We start from the raw sequence: 17,817 nt of genomic DNA, 5'->3' as shown, positions 1-17,817 counted from the left end.
TTATTCTTGCCTCTTTCCAGCATCATTCACCTTTCCTGAACTGCCCCGGTGTAATCCCCTCATAGCGTTTAAACACTCTGATGAAGGTATTACTGTTCGAGAAGCCGACCTTTTGCGTAATATCCGTAATCGTATCATCGGTCTCCGTCATCAACTGCTTAGCCAGCTGGACACGCTGTTTATTAACGTAATCAATAAACGTTTCCCCAGACTGCTCCTTGATGAACCGCGATAAATACGGCGCATTCACTTCAAACTTCAGAGACAGCGAGGTCAGGCTCAAATCCATATCCGCCAAATGCTCATCAATATAACTCAGCACTTGATCCTTCAGATTCGTATTATGACTTTTCTTCTTGGAATCGACGTAGTCACAGACGGTTTTCAAAAACTTATAAATTTCATCTTCAATTTCCACAAAAGACTCGCACTGGGTCAATTGTTTAATGAGCGCATGCTTCTCTACCGCAAGTTCATTAGGACCCTGATCAAGATGCTCGATAGCCTTCAAGATCGTGCCGATCAATTCAAACATAAGAAGCTTTCCAAGCTGCAGCGACAATGTGCCATCCGACACATTCGTTACAATTAGTTCGCTGACAGCCTCCATGGCCTCCTCGTACTGTCCGGTTCGAATATGATTAATCAGCTGCCGCTCCATATCCAGCGGGTAATACAGCTCATTCTTCGGTCGTTTGATCCGATCAAACGGTATAATTTGGCTTGGACCAATGACGAATTTATATTCCAGCGCTTCCAGCGCCTCATCGAACCCATGGGGTATTCCGGTCAAAAGAGGATGAATATCACTGATTCCTATCGTCAGCTGAATATAAAATTTCCCCTGAATAATCGTCTGCGCCTCTTGCGCAATCTCAATCAATTCCTGCTTCGTCCGAACTTCATCGTCATTCTGAATATTAACTAGAAAAGCGATCATACCGTCCACCTCGGTCGTGAACACGGTATGTTTTCGGCCAATCAGCTCTTCCGTAATGTTCGTCACAATATAATAGACATACTGTAATTTGGACTCCGCATCACGTGACCCGCTATCAGCAAACAAAGCCTCATAATCGCCAATATGAAACAGCAATACGGCGAAACGGTTCGTCTCGAACCGCAGGTCAAACGATTCCATCGATTGCGCGAGTGCAGAACCGCTCTCGACTCTGCCTTTGAGCAGCCGTGCCAGGAAATGGCTGCGCAGCACGTCTTGCTGCTTCTGAATAGTTCGGTTTGCCGTAACCTGCAAAGCTTCATTTTCCGACATGAAGGACTGGAGCAGTGAGAATTCATTCCCAATCCCTTCGATATTGGACTTCACCTTCGGAGAAACCAAATCCACCATGCGGCGGATCGGCATATAATGTCTTCGCGTCAGCCAGATAGACATCGGACCACCGACAAAAATACACATAAATAAGCCCGCATAAATCCAGCTGCGCAATTGACTTACTTTGGCTGAATAAATTTTCGTAGGAACGATGGACACATACTTCCATTCATTTTCAACCGAAGAAACGTAAGAAACCGTTACCTCTTCTTTGCCCCATTTTTGACTAAATGAACCTTCAGCTGAGCGGATCTGCTCGAAATCAATATCGGAAACATGCTCCGAATCACCTGCAGTCATCAGCAGCTTATTGGTGGAATCGAGTATCAACACACTGCCTGTTTGGGCAATCTGGATATTTGAGATGGCTGCCTTCAAACGTTCTGCGTTCAGCATGACGACAAGTGTTGCCGGCGCTTCACTGGCATTCTGAATCGGCAGTGACTGCATGTACACCATGTCATCGTCAGCGAATTGAAGGAAATTTCCATAGTAGATTTTCTCCATACTGTCGCTCCACTGCTTCATGGTGATGCCTTTATTTCCTGCGTGGAGCAATTGGAACAGGAGCTCATCTTGATTCATTGTCGATGTCGTAACCCCGAAATGTCCTTTTTTCATATATACATATAAATCGTTAATATCCCCATTCGAGGCGGCATAAGAACGAAGCGAAGTGATCAGATCCAGTGTATCGATCTTGACTTGCGAATTGTTAAAATCAGCTTGATTAACATACTTAATAACTTTAGGATCCAGGGAAAGCTGGAGACCCATCCGTTTAATATCTTTGAACTGATTGTCTAGCGATTGTTTTACCTGGTTAAGTAATGCTTTGTTGGACCGAATGACCTCCGAGCTCAGTAGATGCTGCGACTGAAAAAGAACCAACATCGTGATGACGATGGGAATACATAGAATGGTTAAGTTCGAGTAAAGCCAAAATAAAAATACGCTTCGCTTCACAAAGAAGTCCTCCCTTACTCATGCTGTATGCAGTATTATCCCATCTTCATCCGCTCAAGTACATCTACGATTTTTGTATCATCATCATTTTTATTGATTCCCTCACAGAAAGTGGAAAAAACCAAATATCCCGCCCCCTTTTGAAGATCCAAAAGAGAACAGGCCTGGTCGTTATTCTTTGAGCGCGCCAACCATGACGCCTTTCACAAAGTATTTCTGTAAAAAAGGATAGGCAATCAGAATCGGCAATGTAGCCACCATGATCGTTGCGTATTTAATACTTTCCCCAATTGCTTGCGTGTCGTTCGCATTCCCCGTTCCAGTAGTCATCGAATCCGTGCTGTTTTGCACCAGAATTTCTCGAAGAATCAGCTGCAGCGGGAACATCTCCCGATCGTGAAGGAACAGCATCGCATTAAACCAGGAATTCCAGTGAGCTACACCATAATAGAGCACCATAACGGCAATTACAGGCATGGACAGCGGCACTACAATCTGGAACAAAATGCGCCATTCGCCTGCACCATCAATCTTAGCGGATTCCATCAAGCCCTCAGGGATCGCTTCGAACGAAGTTCGCATAATAATCAAGTTCCAAGTGCTGATCGCCACAGGTAAGATGAGTGCAAGGTAGCTATTCCCCATGTGCAGATAGTTGTTGATCAACAAATACGTCGGAATCAATCCGCCGCTGAAATACATCGTAAACACGATACAGATCATCAAGAACTTCCGCATCACAAACTTTCTGGACAGCGCGTAGGCCCCTAGCGTAGTAAAAAAAAGATTAACCGCCGTACCCACAATCAAGATGAGCAATGTATTCCCATAACCCGTCAAAATGTTGGGATTCGCAATCACTTTCTGAAAAGCACTGAGGTTAAACCCCAGCGGTTTCAACAACAGGCCAGAATGCTGGATAAGCAAATTGGAATCGCTGATAGAAGCCATCAATACATAGTAGAACGGGTACAACGTACAGACGATAAGCAATATCATCAGAATCGCATTACCGATATCGAATAGTCGCTCAGTTGCGCTTAATTTCATTGTTGGTTCCTCCTGAGAGCTTTTCGTAAGAAAAAGCTGACGTCGTAAGCATAGGCTACCACAACCGGCTGCCGGAGAATCGGCGGGATAAGCTGTTAGCGCTAATTAATAAAACGAAGTTGATCATGGATTGAAATAGCCCCACGGCCGTTGTATAGCTGTAATCATTCCCTTGTGCCAGCCCTTCACGATAAACAAAGGACGAAATCACATCCGCCGTTTCATACGTATTTGGGTTATATAGCAGAACGACCTTCTCAAAGCCGACCTCCATCAATCCGCCAATTCGAAGAATGAGTAAAATCATAATCGTTGGAATGAGACCGGGAAGCGTTACACTCCAGATTTGGCGGAACCTTCCTGCCCCATCAACGCGAACTGCTTCGTACAACTCCGGGTTAATCCCGCTAAGCGCGGCCAAATAAATGATGGATGACCAACCGAGTTCTTGCCAAACGGACGTGCTGACGAAAATGGTACGGAAATTCTCTGCATTATTCATAAGGGCTGAATCTTGCCCGCCAAAGAACATAATGATGGAGTTCACAATACCTCCACGGTTCGTGAAGTCGATGATTAACCCTGAAATGACCACAATCGAGATGAAATGAGGCAAGTAGGAGACCGTCTGCACTATCGATTTAAAAAACTTCTGGCGAAGCTCATTCAAAAGGATCGCCAGAATAATCGGTGCTGGAAAGCCGAATATCAAGTTATAAAAGCTGATCAGAAACGTATTGCGCAGCACGCGGATAAAATAATAGCTTTGAAAGAAATCTTTGAAATGTTGAAAGCCTACCCAATCGCTGCCCCAAATGCCTTTCGCAGGACTAAAATCCTTGAAGGCGATCACTGCGCCATACATCGGAAAATATTTAAAAATGAAGAAGTACAGCACAACCGGCAGCACCATCAGGTAGATCGCGCGATTTTTTCTTATGTCATCTAGTAAAACCCGAATGGAATTGGCCATGTTTTCTCACTTCCTTATACGTGTGATGAAAAAGGGGAGGCTGGCTCCCCTCGAGCTTTTTAGCGTTTGTTGTAACGATCTGTTGCCGCTTGGTAGATCTCCACAGCACGGTCCATATTCATCTTTTTCACTTGCTCTACCGTTTTATCGTAATCTTCAACTTTTGCGGCACCCATTACAATTTTGGTAATTTGCTCCGTCAATAGCGTACTCACATCGTTCAAAATTTTCGCTGACTCCTTCGCTTCATCCGTAGACAAAACCACTGGCGGCAGAATCACTTTATAGGCATTATTCGCATACTTAGCGTATAGTTTTACAGCATCTTTTTGTGCAGGTAATTGATAATACTGATCGTTGTAACGGTCATCATCCAAACCGGAGAAGCCGTAGTTGGCAATAAAATATTTAGCCATCGCTTGGCTGATCGGCAGGTTGTCCGGATTTTTCAAAATAAGGTCCGTGTACTTCGGTTGACCGTCTACTTTCGTGTATGTTTGACCATCGATACCGAAGTTTTTGAGCATTGCGCCTTCTTCGCTATACAGATAGTCCAAAGCTTTTATAGTTTCTGCCGCGTGCTTGTTCGCACTCGTAATAACCGTCCCAATGTTGTCGTATTCCCATGACGCTTGCACAAATTTAGGCTCGTCGCCCTTTTTCAAAACCGGATATTGGACAGCAGAAAGCTTCGCTTTCGGGTCTGTTTTCTGCAGCGCCGGTGTATACGTACCGATACTTCCGCCGATGAAACCGTAGAACGCTCCCGCTTTGCCTGATGTTACTTTTGCATCCATCGTTTTGGTGTCATTGGAAGCGAAGTCTGGATCGATCAGACCTTCCTTGTACCATCTTTGCATCGTCGTCAAATATTGTTTGAACTCTGGCTGTGTAGGTCCGAATTTCACTTTGCCATTATCGAGATAGAAGCTGTTCGCGTTGGCAATCGTCGACATGCCTGCAACACCGTAGGCGCCTGCAAAGTCAGCAAATGACATCGGGTAGGATTTGTTCAATGTGAATGGAATTGTGCCTTTCTTCTCTTTGAACGCTTTGAGCACCGTTTCCCACTCATCGATCGTTTCCGGCGATTTCAGTCCAAGCTCATCCAGCCAATCCTGACGAATGACCATGCCGCTGAATGTTTTATACTGGCCGTATTGACCTACCTTCAAGTGAGGCATTGCGTAAATATCACCGTTATCTGCCTTGATTTGTTTGGCGATCTGAGGGTTAGCGTCCATAATTTTCTTCAAATTCGGAGCATTCTTTTCTATTAAATCATTCAGTTTAATAATCGTGCCGTCTTTGAACATTTTGGAGGTTCCGCCCTGCACGCTGTTCCAATTCCACAGCATCGAGTCCGGCAAATTATTAGAAGCAACCATAACACCGTATTGCTGAACATCATCTTGCGGTGTGTTTCCAGAAGAATGTTGGAAGTCAAACGTTACGTTTGTTTTCTTGGCCCACTCTTTCACCATAGGCAGCTCGTTCAAGCTTTTGACGACTGCTTTCGCATTCGGATTCATTGGTGTCCATAATGTCACCTTCACAGGATCTTTAGAAACTGATGACGCTGGCGCTGTGCTGTCCTTAGCAGCATCCTTTGTAGATCCAGCGTTTCCGCAAGCGGTTGCAAGCGTTAATGCAAGAATGGTTGCCGCGATCGGCAGTACTTTTAATTGAGGTCTTCTTTTCATGGTAACACTCCCCTTAAATCGTAGTCCGGCACTAACGCCGTAAAGCGGATTAGCCTGTGAAAGAAGCATATCTCACACAAGCTAATGTCGTATATCGTCGATTATTCAATCGTATTGTTTTCTTAGGAATAGACGTCGCTTCTTTTTGTACCATCCTCATTTTTTGAGAATACCCTTATTTGCAAAGAAAAAATCGCCCTTACACCGCTATGAGAGCCGGTTCGGTGGCGATTTTCCTATTAGTCGCTGATCAGCACTTCAATGCCGAGCGCCTCAAACGTATCGATCCATTCCTTCGAGCAGCCCGGATCGGTAATGAGCATCGAGATTTCCTCGAGCTTAGACACTCTGGCGAATGTAGACATACCGAATTTGGAATGATCCGCAACCAGAATGGCTTCCTCAGCTCGCTGCATCATTTTTCGCGAAATGATGGCTTCAGCCAAATGAAAGTCGGTAATGCCGTCTGCGAGTGAGATGCCTCCAACGGAGATAAACGCTTTGTTCACTTTAAATTGATCCAGCATCTGATCCGTCAGGGAGCCTGTTGCGGCTTGATACTCGACGTTCATTTCCCCGCCAGCGAAGATAATTCTTCCCCGGAACGTTTCCATGGCCAGATTGAGAATCGGAACAGAATGGGTGATCAAGGTTACACTCGTACGATCCTTCAGGTAAGGCAAAATCTCAATCGTCGTCGTGCCGTTATCCAGCATGATCGTTTCGCCGTCTTGGACTAAAGAGGCAGCCAGCTTGCCGATCGCTGTTTTCTCTGACTTCATCATTTGGGTCCGCTTGAGAAAAGGAGGCTCAACAAGCTCCATGCGCATTTTGACAGCGCCTCCGTACACTTTGCGAAGCTTTCCTTCCTTCTCTAGGCGATCTAAGTCCCGCCGCACCGTTTCTGTCGAGACATTAAGCATCTCAGACAGGTGATGCACCTGCACTTTCCCTTCCATCTCCAAATGGTTCAGGATGGTCATCCTGCGGTCTTCGTATGTTAATGACATAATGGCCTCCTAAGGGATTTCCGTAAGGAAAACTGGCATCGTAAGCATCAGCTATTGACCGATGATATCCACATGGTGATGTTTCCTGTTGTTTTCATCCAGTTTATAAGGTGGCGCTTACGATGTCAACGGATCGGCTTCATCCTTAAGCCAGCGATGCTATAAGTTGATTGATCTGCTCACGTTTCTTGATAATCCAGTCGGGTTCATGTGGATAATCGCTGAATGTTAATGGCACAGCAAGGTCTTCTTCCATCATAGCAATCGTTTTTTCGCGGCCAATCAAACCTTCTAACCTTTCAAGCGCCCTTACATCTTGCAAAGCTTCATAAAATACAACCATTCGAATAGATTCGATAGGCCCCGTTTCTCCTGGATATACAAGAAAGGCATCCCCAGATGGAAAAGCTCGATCTGCATCCGTTTGGACGAATGGATTCACCATTTTACGTGCATATTGCGAATACCAGAAGTTATACCCCCAGTGTAAAAATCCTCGTATATTAAATTTATATAACTGGAATCCAATGATCCGATTTCTCTCCGAAGGAAAGGCAAAGAATCGATTTGATACTTTCTTGTACTGCGCACAGCAATAATAAGTCCAAAGGTTTTCCACGCCATGGCTAATAAATGAATCGATATGATTGTTGGCAACCACTGGTGTGTTTACAAGGCCATGCGCATAAAATTCATAGTCTGAAAGCGCATCGAACGTAGGATAGCCTTGAAGGAACTGGCTCAACCGTCTACTGGCTGCTCTATACGATTCCAAATTGTCCAAGGTCGGTTCGTCCGAAACATGGAAAAATACGCGATCCTGAATGCCCTGCTTTTTGATAAACCGATCCAACTCTGGTAAAAGCGCCTCTAGGAACTTACCATATTCTTCTCCAGTCGCGTCTGTTTCCCAACCAAATATTCGCTTCAGCTGCCCCTTTTCCGCAGCCATGATTTTGGGTGCAAACTGTGCCCCCCATTGCGTAAATAAATGAGAAAACTCATAATATTCAACCCCGCAGCGTTCACCAAGTGCTATCCATCTCTCCAGTAAGCGAAAATCAAATCGGTACCCATTCTCATCACGCTGGACATCCACTAACTGCACAGTCGTTCGCTCACCGCCAACTTCTGTATCCAATGGAGGGGTGAATAATGGTGTTAAAATCATATTGATCCCTTGTTTGACCGCAGTTTGAACATATTGCTCTATAAGTGTCCAATGCTCTTCGCTGAAGACATTCACATTGTAATGATTCGCCAAACAATCGGTATGGAACCATTCGGTTCGAATCAACTTTTGCTTGGGCAAAGAACCGCTTAGTACGTGCAAATCGATGCGTTCTGAACCCATCCGATTGCCATCAGCAGATAGCAATATCACATCAATTGGATACACACCCTCAGAATGTTGATTTTTGAGATCCACCGTTATCCATAGAGAGCTCCAGCTCCCAGGTAAAGCCACCTCACCATGGACATCCAAAGGCATCAACGGATCAGGATACAGTCCAGGTTGATCACTGATGACATAATCATCATGATCGCCATAACATGCTAATTCACTTGGCACCAATCCTACTTTTCGTACCGTCGTACACTCGGCTAGAGGTGATTCGATTTCGATGCGTATACCTTTAATAAGCTGCTCCGATCGATAGGCTACCTGAAACGAGTAAATTTCGTTACTGAACGTTGTTGCTCGTTCAAGGAAATAACGGGAATCGAGTTCATGATGAGCGATAACTTTAGCCAAAGAATTCAAGCACCGTAATTCAACCTTTTTATCAGTCATTATGTAGTCTCCTCTTACTTACAATTAATATGTTGATTGATTATAAAGATACGGTTGTTGCTCTGTACCGTATATCGGCATTTCTTGCTTAATCGCTCTTTTTTGTGAAAAAAACTGTCCCTACGATCCATACTCTCGGAAGCGATTTCATTCTTTCATTCACTCATTTTATCAACAAAATTCTTCATTGACAGTATAGCAAACCAGCGATACAATAGCCAACAAACAACAATATTTAATAAAGAAACAACATGATTACTACAAAAATACAACTTATAGGGGGAAATTATCGTGCAGCATCAGCTTGCCTTTCGTGAAGATCGGACTTTTACGATTGCCCAGTTCACCGATTTACATTGGGAAAATGGTGGGGATGAGGATCAGCAAACACGTCGTCTAATGGAAGAAGTGCTAGACGCCGAGCATCCTGACCTTGTCGTATTTACAGGCGACGTCATTTATACAGGAAACGGGGCTTCCGGTGAACCTGTTTGCGAGCAACCGCATCAAGCGTTTCGCGATGCCGTTCACACGACCGAATCTCGCGGTATTCCATGGGCAGTTGTGTTCGGCAACCACGATACAGAAACTACCATCACTAGAGATGAGCTCATGCATACAGTGCTGGAGCATCCCCATACCGCTACCCAGCGAGGACCAGAAGAAATTAATGGTGTCGGCAACTATACGTTGTCCATTTCGGGCTCCGATGGTCAGACTGCTGCCGCTTTGTACTTCTTTGATTCCGGGGATCGTTCTCCGCTGCCGCATATCCAAGGTTATGATTGGATTCGTAGCAATCAGATCGACTGGTACAGGGAGGAATCCCGTAAGCTCCAATCGAGCATTGGGGCGCAGGCATACCCTGCCTTGGCTTTCTTTCACATCCCGCTTCCGGAATATAAACAAGTTTGGGAGAATGAGACGTGCTATGGCAACAAGTTTGAGAATGTCTGTTGCTCCCCCGTTAACTCAGGACTATTTACAGCCATGGTAGAAATGGGCGATGTCATCGGAACCTTCTGCGGCCACGACCACGTCAACGATTATTGGGGCGAGCTTCACGGAGTACGTCTCTGCTACGGAAGAGCAACAGGCTACAATACCTATGGCAAAGAAGACTTCCCTCGCGGTGCCAGGATGATTCGACTTCGCGAAGGCGAGCGTTCTTTGGAATCCTGGCTGCGACTGGCTGACGGAACGGTAATCAAGGATCAACCCGAACACAACCCCAACGTTTAACTTCTCTCAAGGTTTGGAGATGATCGCTTGTTTATCGTTTCAATTTTACTAGTCGTAGCTTCAGGTCTTACCCACGCGGTCTGGAGCTTATTCACCAAAAGAAGCCAGAATAAAAGCGTCTTCCTATGGTCCATCATGATGGTAACCACAATCGGACTTCTTCCTTACTTAATCAGAGAGCTGTGGCTTACCCCTTTATCTCTAAAAGCCTACGGATTCTTACTTTTATCTGCGTGTTTGCAAAGCGTTTACTCCCTGTTGTTGGCACGTACCTACAATATGGGCGACCTGTCCCAGGTGTATCCGATTATGCGAGGCACCAGCACGCTCTTCATTCCCATTGGCAGCGTCTTGTTCCTTCGTGAATCCTTATCAATTTATGGTTGGATAGGCCTGCTCTGCATGGTCTTTGGTTTCATCTGGCTTAGCGGTATTTTCACCCGTAATAAGGCATCCGCCGGAACTGTTAAACCGTTCCTTATGGCCCTTAGTGTCGGCCTATGTACGACATGCTACGTTTTTGTTGATCGCATCAACCTTCAGCATGTCTCGGCTATCTCTTTATTGGAGGTTACGAATATCGGGTTCATGGCTGCGCTGACGCCGATTGTACTCGCTTCTAAACAACTTCGCGTCGAATGGAAGCTGAATGCCAAGATCATTTTACTGGGTGCGATCCTCAATCCCGGATCCTATTTGTTATTTTTGTTCGCCATGAAATATGCCCCTGTCGCCCATATCTCACCAATTCGTGAGATTGGCACTGTCTTTGCTACGATTCTAGGCATTGTTGTGCTCAAAGAAAAGCAAGGCACACTGCGAATTATTTGCTCGATTCTTATCTTGATCGGTATTCTGATCATTAGCTTTTTTGGCTAAGCAGGATATACACACATTGACTTTATTCCATATCCAGTCTATTATAATGTCAGTGAGTACTGACATTGTTGTGGAAGAGGGATAATAACATGGACAGCAGCAAGCTGGGAAGCAGCGATAGACTTCTCTTGGCGGCACTCAATTTGATCGCGGCTAAAGGCTACAATGGGGTAACTACCCTTGAAATTGCCACGGAAGCAGGTCTGAGTGAGAAGACCTTGTTTCGTCAATTCGGCAGTAAACAGAAGCTGCTCGAAGCCGCATTTGACCGCTATCATTATGCCGAAGAGATGAAGAAGCTGTTTAGTGAAAAGCTCGTGTGGGATCTGGAAGAGGATCTGCTCCTGGTTAGTAAAACCTACCATGAGATTATGAACCGTAATCGCAAATTGATCCAGATCAGTCTCAAAGAAGAAGGCCAACTGCCCGGATTCCGGGAGCGTACGCACAAGCATCCTCTGCAATTGCTGGACATCTTAACGAATTATTTCATCACGATGTCTGAAAAAGGCAAAATGATTCCCACAAATCCGGAGATGCACGCCTTCTCCTTTATGATGATGAATTTCGGGGCGTTCATGAACGATCTCGACAGCCATAAAAATTACGCAACCATTTCGTTGGAGCCATTTATTCAAGAGAGCGTGAAGATTTTTGCTAGGGCCTTACAACCCTAGTTTTTTTACAGACCAAATGACAGTCAGTACTGACAGTCAAATTTTAAAAAGGATGTGCAACTTATGAGTCTCCAAAGCCAAGAACCTCAGCAAACCGGCGACAAATTAATGCGTGTTTTGATGTTCACCCTGATTATATCCATGATGAGCGGCATCATGTTCAACATCGTCTTGCCCAAGATTAGTGAAGACTTTTCCCTTACGATTTCCCAGGTCAGCTGGCTCTCTTCTGCCTACATTCTAATCTATGCGATTGGTGCAGTCACCTACGGGAAGCTGGCTGACCGCTATAAGCTGAAAAGTTTGGTTACCTTCGGACTCCTATTATTTACGGCAGGGTCTCTCATCGGGCTGACCTCACAAACATTCGCAATGGCTCTAGTCGGCAGATGTTTGCAAGCATCCGGCGCTGCGGTTATTCCGGCGATTGCGATGATCATCCCCTTGCGTTATTTCGCTCCGGAGCGCAGAGGTGCAGCTCTGGGTATGACTGCGGTAGGCTTGGCTTTTGGTAATGCACTCGGGCCTGTAGTTGCTGCTTTAATAGTTAGCACGGTACACTGGCGCTGGTTATTTGCTGTACCTCTACTTATATTGGCTACACTCCCTTATTACCGCAAGTATTTAGGAAATGAACAGCCAAGGTCAACAGGGAAATTCGACTGGATTGGCGGCGGTCTGTTGGCCATCACAATCGCTTTATTATTGCTAAGTGTTACGAAGGGAATCTGGCTTCTATTAGGTGGTTTACTCGCATTAGGGTTATTTATTGCTCGAATTTGCACGGCTGGGGAGCCCTTTATTGCGCCAAAACTCTTTCGAAATAAAAAGTACACACTCGGACTGACCATTTCATTCCTCATCAGCGGCACTTGCTGCTCACTCTATGTACTTAGCCCTCTACTATTAGCAGATATTCAGGAATTGCCATCCGTTTGGATCGGCTTTGCGATGGTCCCTGCAGCCGTTGCTTCCGCCGTATTTGGACGTAGAGGCGGTAGACTCGCGGATCTAAAAGGTAACTCGTTCGTCGTTTATGTGGCCTCAAGCCTTTTGCTGGCTTGTTTTATTTTACTCTCCACTTTTACTGGAGGATCCCCCCTGTTCATTGCTGTTTTTCTGATTCTTGGCAACGTCGGGCAATCTTTCATTGTCATTGCGATTTCCAATTCGGTTTCAAGAACCTTGCCTATGGAACAAGTTGGCGTCGGGATGGGCATGCTGGCGATGGTCAACTTCATTTCGCAAGGGATTGCGATCGGCGTATACAGTAGAATCGTTGATCTTGGGTCACAAGGCATTCCAAACTGGAACCCCTTTTACAGCTATTCATCTGGCTTTATTTTTAGCAATATCTGCTTCGTTCTAGCCGCATTGCAACTGGTTATTCTTGCGATTTACTATGTCTCGTTTGGCAGACAGACGCTTAAGAAGACTATGTTCTTGAAGGAGTCCGAAGCAGCTGCTTTATCGAATATTTAGAAGGAATCTACGGAATTAAGAAGGCCCCTGCGTAATTGCATGGGCCTTCTTAATTCCATTCTTAGCTTGCTGGGCATGGGCCGTTCCCTTTTTAACTAGCCAATGACAGAGCTTTTTTTCCGCAGCAGCACCTGGCTTGTTCGAACAAGCTCTAATCATCCATTGCCAAAATCCCGATAGTATTGGTATAACGGGTCAAATGGCACTGAAAAACAATGTAATACATTTTTATGGAGCGTGAGATACATGAAGATTATATTGGTGGATGACGAAGTACTGGTGCTAAATCAGATTCGGCGAATGCTATCTGGGTATTCCTTGATTTCGGTAGTCGGCTCGTTTCAGAATGCGCGAGAGGCTATTGCGCGAATGCCGGAACTTCAGCCGGACGTCATATTTTTCGATATTCATTTACCGGAGCTGTCGGGCATTGATGCAGTGGAATTGGCACAGGCGGCTTGCCCGGGAATCGATATTGTGTTTGTAACGGCATATAACGAATATGCTATCCAAGCGTTCGAACTGGATGCGGTCGATTATTTGCTTAAGCCGCTGCATCAAGCTCGTTTGGATCATACGATAAAGCGACTAATGCAAAGAAGATTGCATAAACAAGAAGACATCCAATCAACGGCGCCTTCCCGTGTTCTCTGTTTTCGATCTCTCCGTTTTCAGAACAGCAGCGGGTCTCCGGAAATTCCGAAATGGCGGACGACAAAAACGCAAGAGCTGTTTGCTTATCTGCTGCACCATCGCGGCAATATCGTCCTCAAGGAAACGCTTCTGGAGCTGCTGTGGCCGGAGCTTGACGTGAAACAGGCGACGAGTCAACTGTACACATCGATTTATCACATCAGACAATGCTTGAAGCAAATGGTCATCGATATCCCCATCCGCAATCTGACTATTCAGGAAGGCTACGTGCTGGACACAAGCCGCATTCGGATTGACGTGGATGAATGGGAGAACGGTTTGCGGCAGGCGAGCGGAGGAAATTTGGCCGATAGTCATTCCGAGCTGCTGCGGCTGCTTGAGCTTTATGAAGGGGACTATTTTCAGGAGTACGGGTTTGGATGGGCGGAGACCGAGCGCGAAAGACTACGGAAGCTATGGTATAAGAACGCCAGTTCGATATCCCGATTCTATGAGAAAGCCGGATTGCTGGAGGAAGCGCTCGCGATGTACGAACGGATTCAGGATGCGGATCCGTATAACGAAGACAACGGACTTGCGCTGATGAAGCTTTATACGGCAAGCGGACGGCGCAAAGAAGCGGAGAAGCACTTCCGTAAGCTGAATCATCTGTTTTCCAAAGAGCTGCAGATCGGCTTGACCGACAAGCTCGTAAACTGGTTCGAATTAATCGAGAATGAAATTTCCCATGACACAATGAGAGTGACGAAGGAGGGCATCGAAGCGGAAACTTTGGTAACTATCCATGCCGCTGCGAGGCGCCCCTAACAATGCTTTGCTGCAGCTCGTTCGAGCCATTTTCAAAGTAGATCTTGAGGTGACACTTGGCTTTGAGGAGGAAGGCTATCACATCGTTCGCCTCTCTCCAAGCCAATCGCCTGCAAACGCTAAAGCTTGATACTCCTCACACTTCACTTCGGCATGACAAAGGAAACGGTCGTACCTTGCTCCGGATAACTCTGAATTTGCAATCCATTCCCATACATTTGTTTCAGCCGCCGATCGATATTGCGCAGACCAACTCCTTGCCTGCCGCCCGAATGTGTGCGCAATAATCCTTTCACCGTTTCTTCATCCATTCCAACACCGTTATCGGTAATGGTTGCTTCTGAACGGTCTTCATATTCGGTGATTTGAATAAGGATCTTTCCTCCCGACGAACGCCTCGTTATACCGTGCCGTACTGCGTTTTCCACGAGAGGCTGGATGGAAAGCGGAGGAATCTTCAGCCTCATGCCCACATCAATTTCCCATACAATATCCAAATTGCCGTTGAAACGTTCATTCTCGATATACAAATAGGAACGGACGAGAGCAAGCTCCTGTTCAAGCGGAACAAGCTGCTCGGAATTTTGAAAGTTGAAGCTGGATCGCAAATAATTTCCGAATTCGTCCAGCAGAAGGCGCATTCTGTTCAGATTGATGTCGCTGAGCGCCGCTATCGCGTTGAGCGCGTTGAATAAAAAATGCGGCTGTATTTGCGCTTGCAGCCATGCCGCTTCCATACGCAGCCGTTCGCGCATCGAACGGTGCACATCGGTTAATGCCCTCACCCGGGCTATCAACTCCATCGTTTCCGCAGGTTTTACAACGTAATCGTTGGCGCCTGCCAAAAATCCCGCGGCAATATCTTCAGAATTGTTGCGTGCGGTCAGAAGCAGAATGGGCAGTTCTGAGCTCGAATAGCGCTCGCGGATCGCGTGCGTTAACTCATATCCCGACATGTGAGGCATCATGACGTCGGTAATAACCAGATCCCACACTCTCGAATTTAGTTGAGACAACGCTTCTTTGCCGCTCGTAACCGCTACGATATCGAAGCTTTTCGCAGTTAAAATGTCCTCCAATACTTTCAGGTTAAACGGATCATCGTCCACAGCCAATACGATCGGTCTATCCGTAGATCTGGAACTTGGCGTCTCCGTATCTTCACCGTATTGAATGTTCGAGCCGGCAGCGCCTGTTTCCATATAAGCAGGCAATAGAATCGACGCAGCTTCCATTTCCGGTTGAACGAAAAGTGAATCGGACAGCGCCAATGAAAACGTGAATACTGTGCCTGCGCCGGGGGCAGAGATGACCTCTAACGTTTCGCCATGCAGCTCTACGAGCTGCTTGCAAATGCCAAGCCCGAGTCCGATGCCGCCGCCTGGAGCCGCCGTCATGCCGGTGTCGCCTTGCTCGTAGGGCTTAAAGATTCTTTGCAGCGTTTCCGCGTCCATGCCTACGCCTGTATCCGCAACGCTAATGTACGCTTTCCCGCCCTTAACGGCCGCCCGGATGATGATTGTCCCTTCGTTAGTAAATTTGACCGCATTGTGTACCAGATTGAACATAATTTGAACGAACCGGTTTTCGTCGGCCATCACAGGAGGAAACTCGTTCGGGATCTCGCTGACGAGCCGGATCGGTTTACCTTCGGTCATGAAACGAACCATGTCGAATACACCGGAAGCGACCGCTTGCAACTGAACACTTTGCAGATGCAGGCGGACAATACCCTCCTTGAGACGCGTCAAATCGAGCAGGTCATTTAACATAAACGACATGCGCCGGCCGACGATGATCATCAACTCCAAATTTTTGGCGCTCTTATCGCTCAGCGCATGTTTTTCGCTATCAAGTACCGTTTGCGCCATATTCAGTATCCCGTGCAGCGGATTGCGCAATTCATGCGATGTGTTGGCCAGGAAATCGTCCTTCAATTTGTCTGCCATCTTTAACTGCTCGTTCAGCTTAGCGTTTTCTTCAGAATTGCGGAAGTACTGTTTAAACCAGTAAGCGGAAAAACTAACGATAGCCGCCAGCACGTCAAACGGGTAGTAGACGTTCGTTATTACCGAGCGAGGATTAAGCAATCCCCATGCGGAGCTGGATAATATACTCGTAGCGGCAAGCAGCAGAAAGGCGGCACCAGGCTGTTTTCTGGCTATCATTTTGCAGATCAGATAGATGACCCAAGCCAATGGGAACCAATAGAGCAGCCTGAATATTTTAATTTCGATCGAATAGTAAATGAGCGGCGGCGGCATGACCACCACAAACACCGAATAAAGCACGAAAACGACGGCGTACGCACGAAACAAAACCGTGTTAGTTCGGAGCTTGGCAAATATTGCAACCATCAGCAGGAAAAAAAAGGGGACCGACGTGTACGAGAGCAACTTGATTTTCAGCGCCCATGCATAGCTGATGAATGGCATGGATACAAACAGCAGGCTGTCGTTATCGGACATAATCGAAAGACCGGAGACCAGAAGCAGCATGAAGAAGATAAGAAACGATTTTTGCCGATTGAACACGTATAGCATTAAGGCGTACAAGCCATGCAACATCAGTATCATGAATGTCACAACCTGAAAGCCAATGGAGCTCCAGCGTTCGGTATTGATGGCCGCATCCGACCCGAAGCGGATGTCCCTGACAATGCCGCCATTTAACGGATTTTCGAAATTCGCAACGCGTACAAGCAGCTCGATCTCACTCACTCCGTTCGCCTTATAGAGCGGGGTATAAGAAATCCGGCGGGGCGTATACGTTTTCGCTTGCTCAGTCGGTTGGCCGACTCCTGCTAACTGACCGTTGAATTCAACAGTTGAAGAGGCTTGAATTTCCTGAATCCAGAATTCGAAAGACTGCTGCAGAAAAGGACTGACAAGAATGCGCAGTCGGTACGTCCCGTATCCGAAAGATGACTTTGACCCGGGCGGCAAAGCGCTTCGCCAATCTCCCGGAACCTGTATGTAACGCTTGCCAGGATATTCCCGGCCCTTGTCTTCATGCGTGATGAACGCTTCCGGATAAAACTCCCACTCGCCTTTCAGCGTAATGGAATGGGATTTCGCGAAGTCCCAGCCACGCAGATCGAGCACACCTTGAACCGCTCGAGGATGTTCAGGCGTAAGAAAAAAACCGGACCAAAACCACCGGATGCCGAGAAGTATGAAAAGAAACAGGATGAACGTGGCCGCATATTTCAGGGCGTTTTTGTTTTTTATCCATATCATAAAG

Annotated in this window: 12 protein-coding genes; 5 read left to right on the top strand and 7 right to left on the bottom strand. The window is 46.4% G+C overall.

The window, feature by feature from the left end; all coding sequences use genetic code 11:
- Positions 1–22: 22 nt before the first annotated feature.
- From ASD40_RS15450 to ASD40_RS15425, 6 genes are all read right to left on the bottom strand, one after another.
- Complete coding sequence (locus ASD40_RS15450) at positions 23–2,302, bottom strand: helix-turn-helix domain-containing protein (RefSeq protein ID WP_057304129.1); 2,280 nt, start codon at positions 2,300–2,302, stop codon at positions 23–25.
- Positions 2,303–2,473: 171 nt separating this feature from the next.
- The gene (locus ASD40_RS15445) at positions 2,474–3,352 is read right to left on the bottom strand and encodes a carbohydrate ABC transporter permease (RefSeq protein ID WP_057304128.1); all 879 of its coding nucleotides are present in this window, start codon (positions 3,350–3,352) and stop codon (positions 2,474–2,476) included.
- Positions 3,353–3,407: 55 nt separating this feature from the next.
- Entirely contained in the window at positions 3,408–4,325 is a 918-nt protein-coding gene (locus ASD40_RS15440; protein ID WP_057304127.1) for an ABC transporter permease, read from the bottom strand.
- A gap of 59 nt (positions 4,326–4,384) precedes the next feature.
- The gene (locus tag ASD40_RS15435) at positions 4,385–6,028 is read right to left on the bottom strand and encodes a hypothetical protein (protein ID WP_057304126.1); all 1,644 of its coding nucleotides are present in this window, start codon (positions 6,026–6,028) and stop codon (positions 4,385–4,387) included.
- Positions 6,029–6,267: 239 nt separating this feature from the next.
- Entirely contained in the window at positions 6,268–7,038 is a 771-nt protein-coding gene (locus ASD40_RS15430) for a DeoR/GlpR family DNA-binding transcription regulator (RefSeq protein ID WP_057304125.1), read from the bottom strand.
- A 145-nt stretch (positions 7,039–7,183) separates the two neighbouring features.
- Positions 7,184–8,833, bottom strand: a complete 1,650-nt coding sequence (locus ASD40_RS15425) for a DUF4091 domain-containing protein (RefSeq protein ID WP_057304124.1) — start codon at positions 8,831–8,833, stop codon at positions 7,184–7,186.
- A 291-nt stretch (positions 8,834–9,124) separates the two neighbouring features.
- Here ASD40_RS15425 and ASD40_RS15420 point away from each other — a divergent pair, with 291 nt between their 5' ends.
- The 5 genes from ASD40_RS15420 to ASD40_RS15400 all read left to right on the top strand — a co-directional run bounded on the left by ASD40_RS15420 (position 9,125) and on the right by ASD40_RS15400 (position 14,574).
- Complete coding sequence (locus tag ASD40_RS15420; protein WP_057304123.1) at positions 9,125–10,075, top strand: metallophosphoesterase family protein; 951 nt, start codon at positions 9,125–9,127, stop codon at positions 10,073–10,075.
- A 27-nt stretch (positions 10,076–10,102) separates the two neighbouring features.
- On the top strand, positions 10,103–10,954 hold the full coding sequence (locus ASD40_RS15415; protein ID WP_057304122.1) for a DMT family transporter: 852 nt from the start codon (positions 10,103–10,105) through the stop codon (positions 10,952–10,954).
- Between the two features lie 89 nt (positions 10,955–11,043).
- A complete protein-coding gene (locus ASD40_RS15410; protein WP_057304121.1) occupies positions 11,044–11,631 on the top strand; it encodes a TetR/AcrR family transcriptional regulator in 588 nt (195 codons plus the stop codon).
- Positions 11,632–11,694: 63 nt separating this feature from the next.
- The gene (locus ASD40_RS15405; protein ID WP_057304120.1) at positions 11,695–13,113 is read left to right on the top strand and encodes an MFS transporter; all 1,419 of its coding nucleotides are present in this window, start codon (positions 11,695–11,697) and stop codon (positions 13,111–13,113) included.
- Between the two features lie 246 nt (positions 13,114–13,359).
- Complete coding sequence (locus ASD40_RS15400) at positions 13,360–14,574, top strand: response regulator (protein ID WP_057304119.1); 1,215 nt, start codon at positions 13,360–13,362, stop codon at positions 14,572–14,574.
- Positions 14,575–14,717: 143 nt separating this feature from the next.
- Here the strand turns inward: ASD40_RS15400 and ASD40_RS15395 are convergent, their stop codons facing one another.
- Positions 14,718–17,813 (bottom strand): hybrid sensor histidine kinase/response regulator, encoded by a 3,096-nt coding sequence (locus ASD40_RS15395; RefSeq protein WP_057304118.1) that lies wholly within the window; start codon positions 17,811–17,813, stop codon positions 14,718–14,720.
- Between the last annotated feature and the right edge of the window lie 4 nt (positions 17,814–17,817).

Source organism: Paenibacillus sp. Root444D2, assembly GCF_001426375.1.
Taxonomy (GTDB): Bacteria; Bacillota; Bacilli; order Paenibacillales; family NBRC-103111; genus Paenibacillus_E.
Note: the sequence above shows the minus strand (reverse complement) of the source record. Positions and strands in the feature narration are given on the sequence as shown.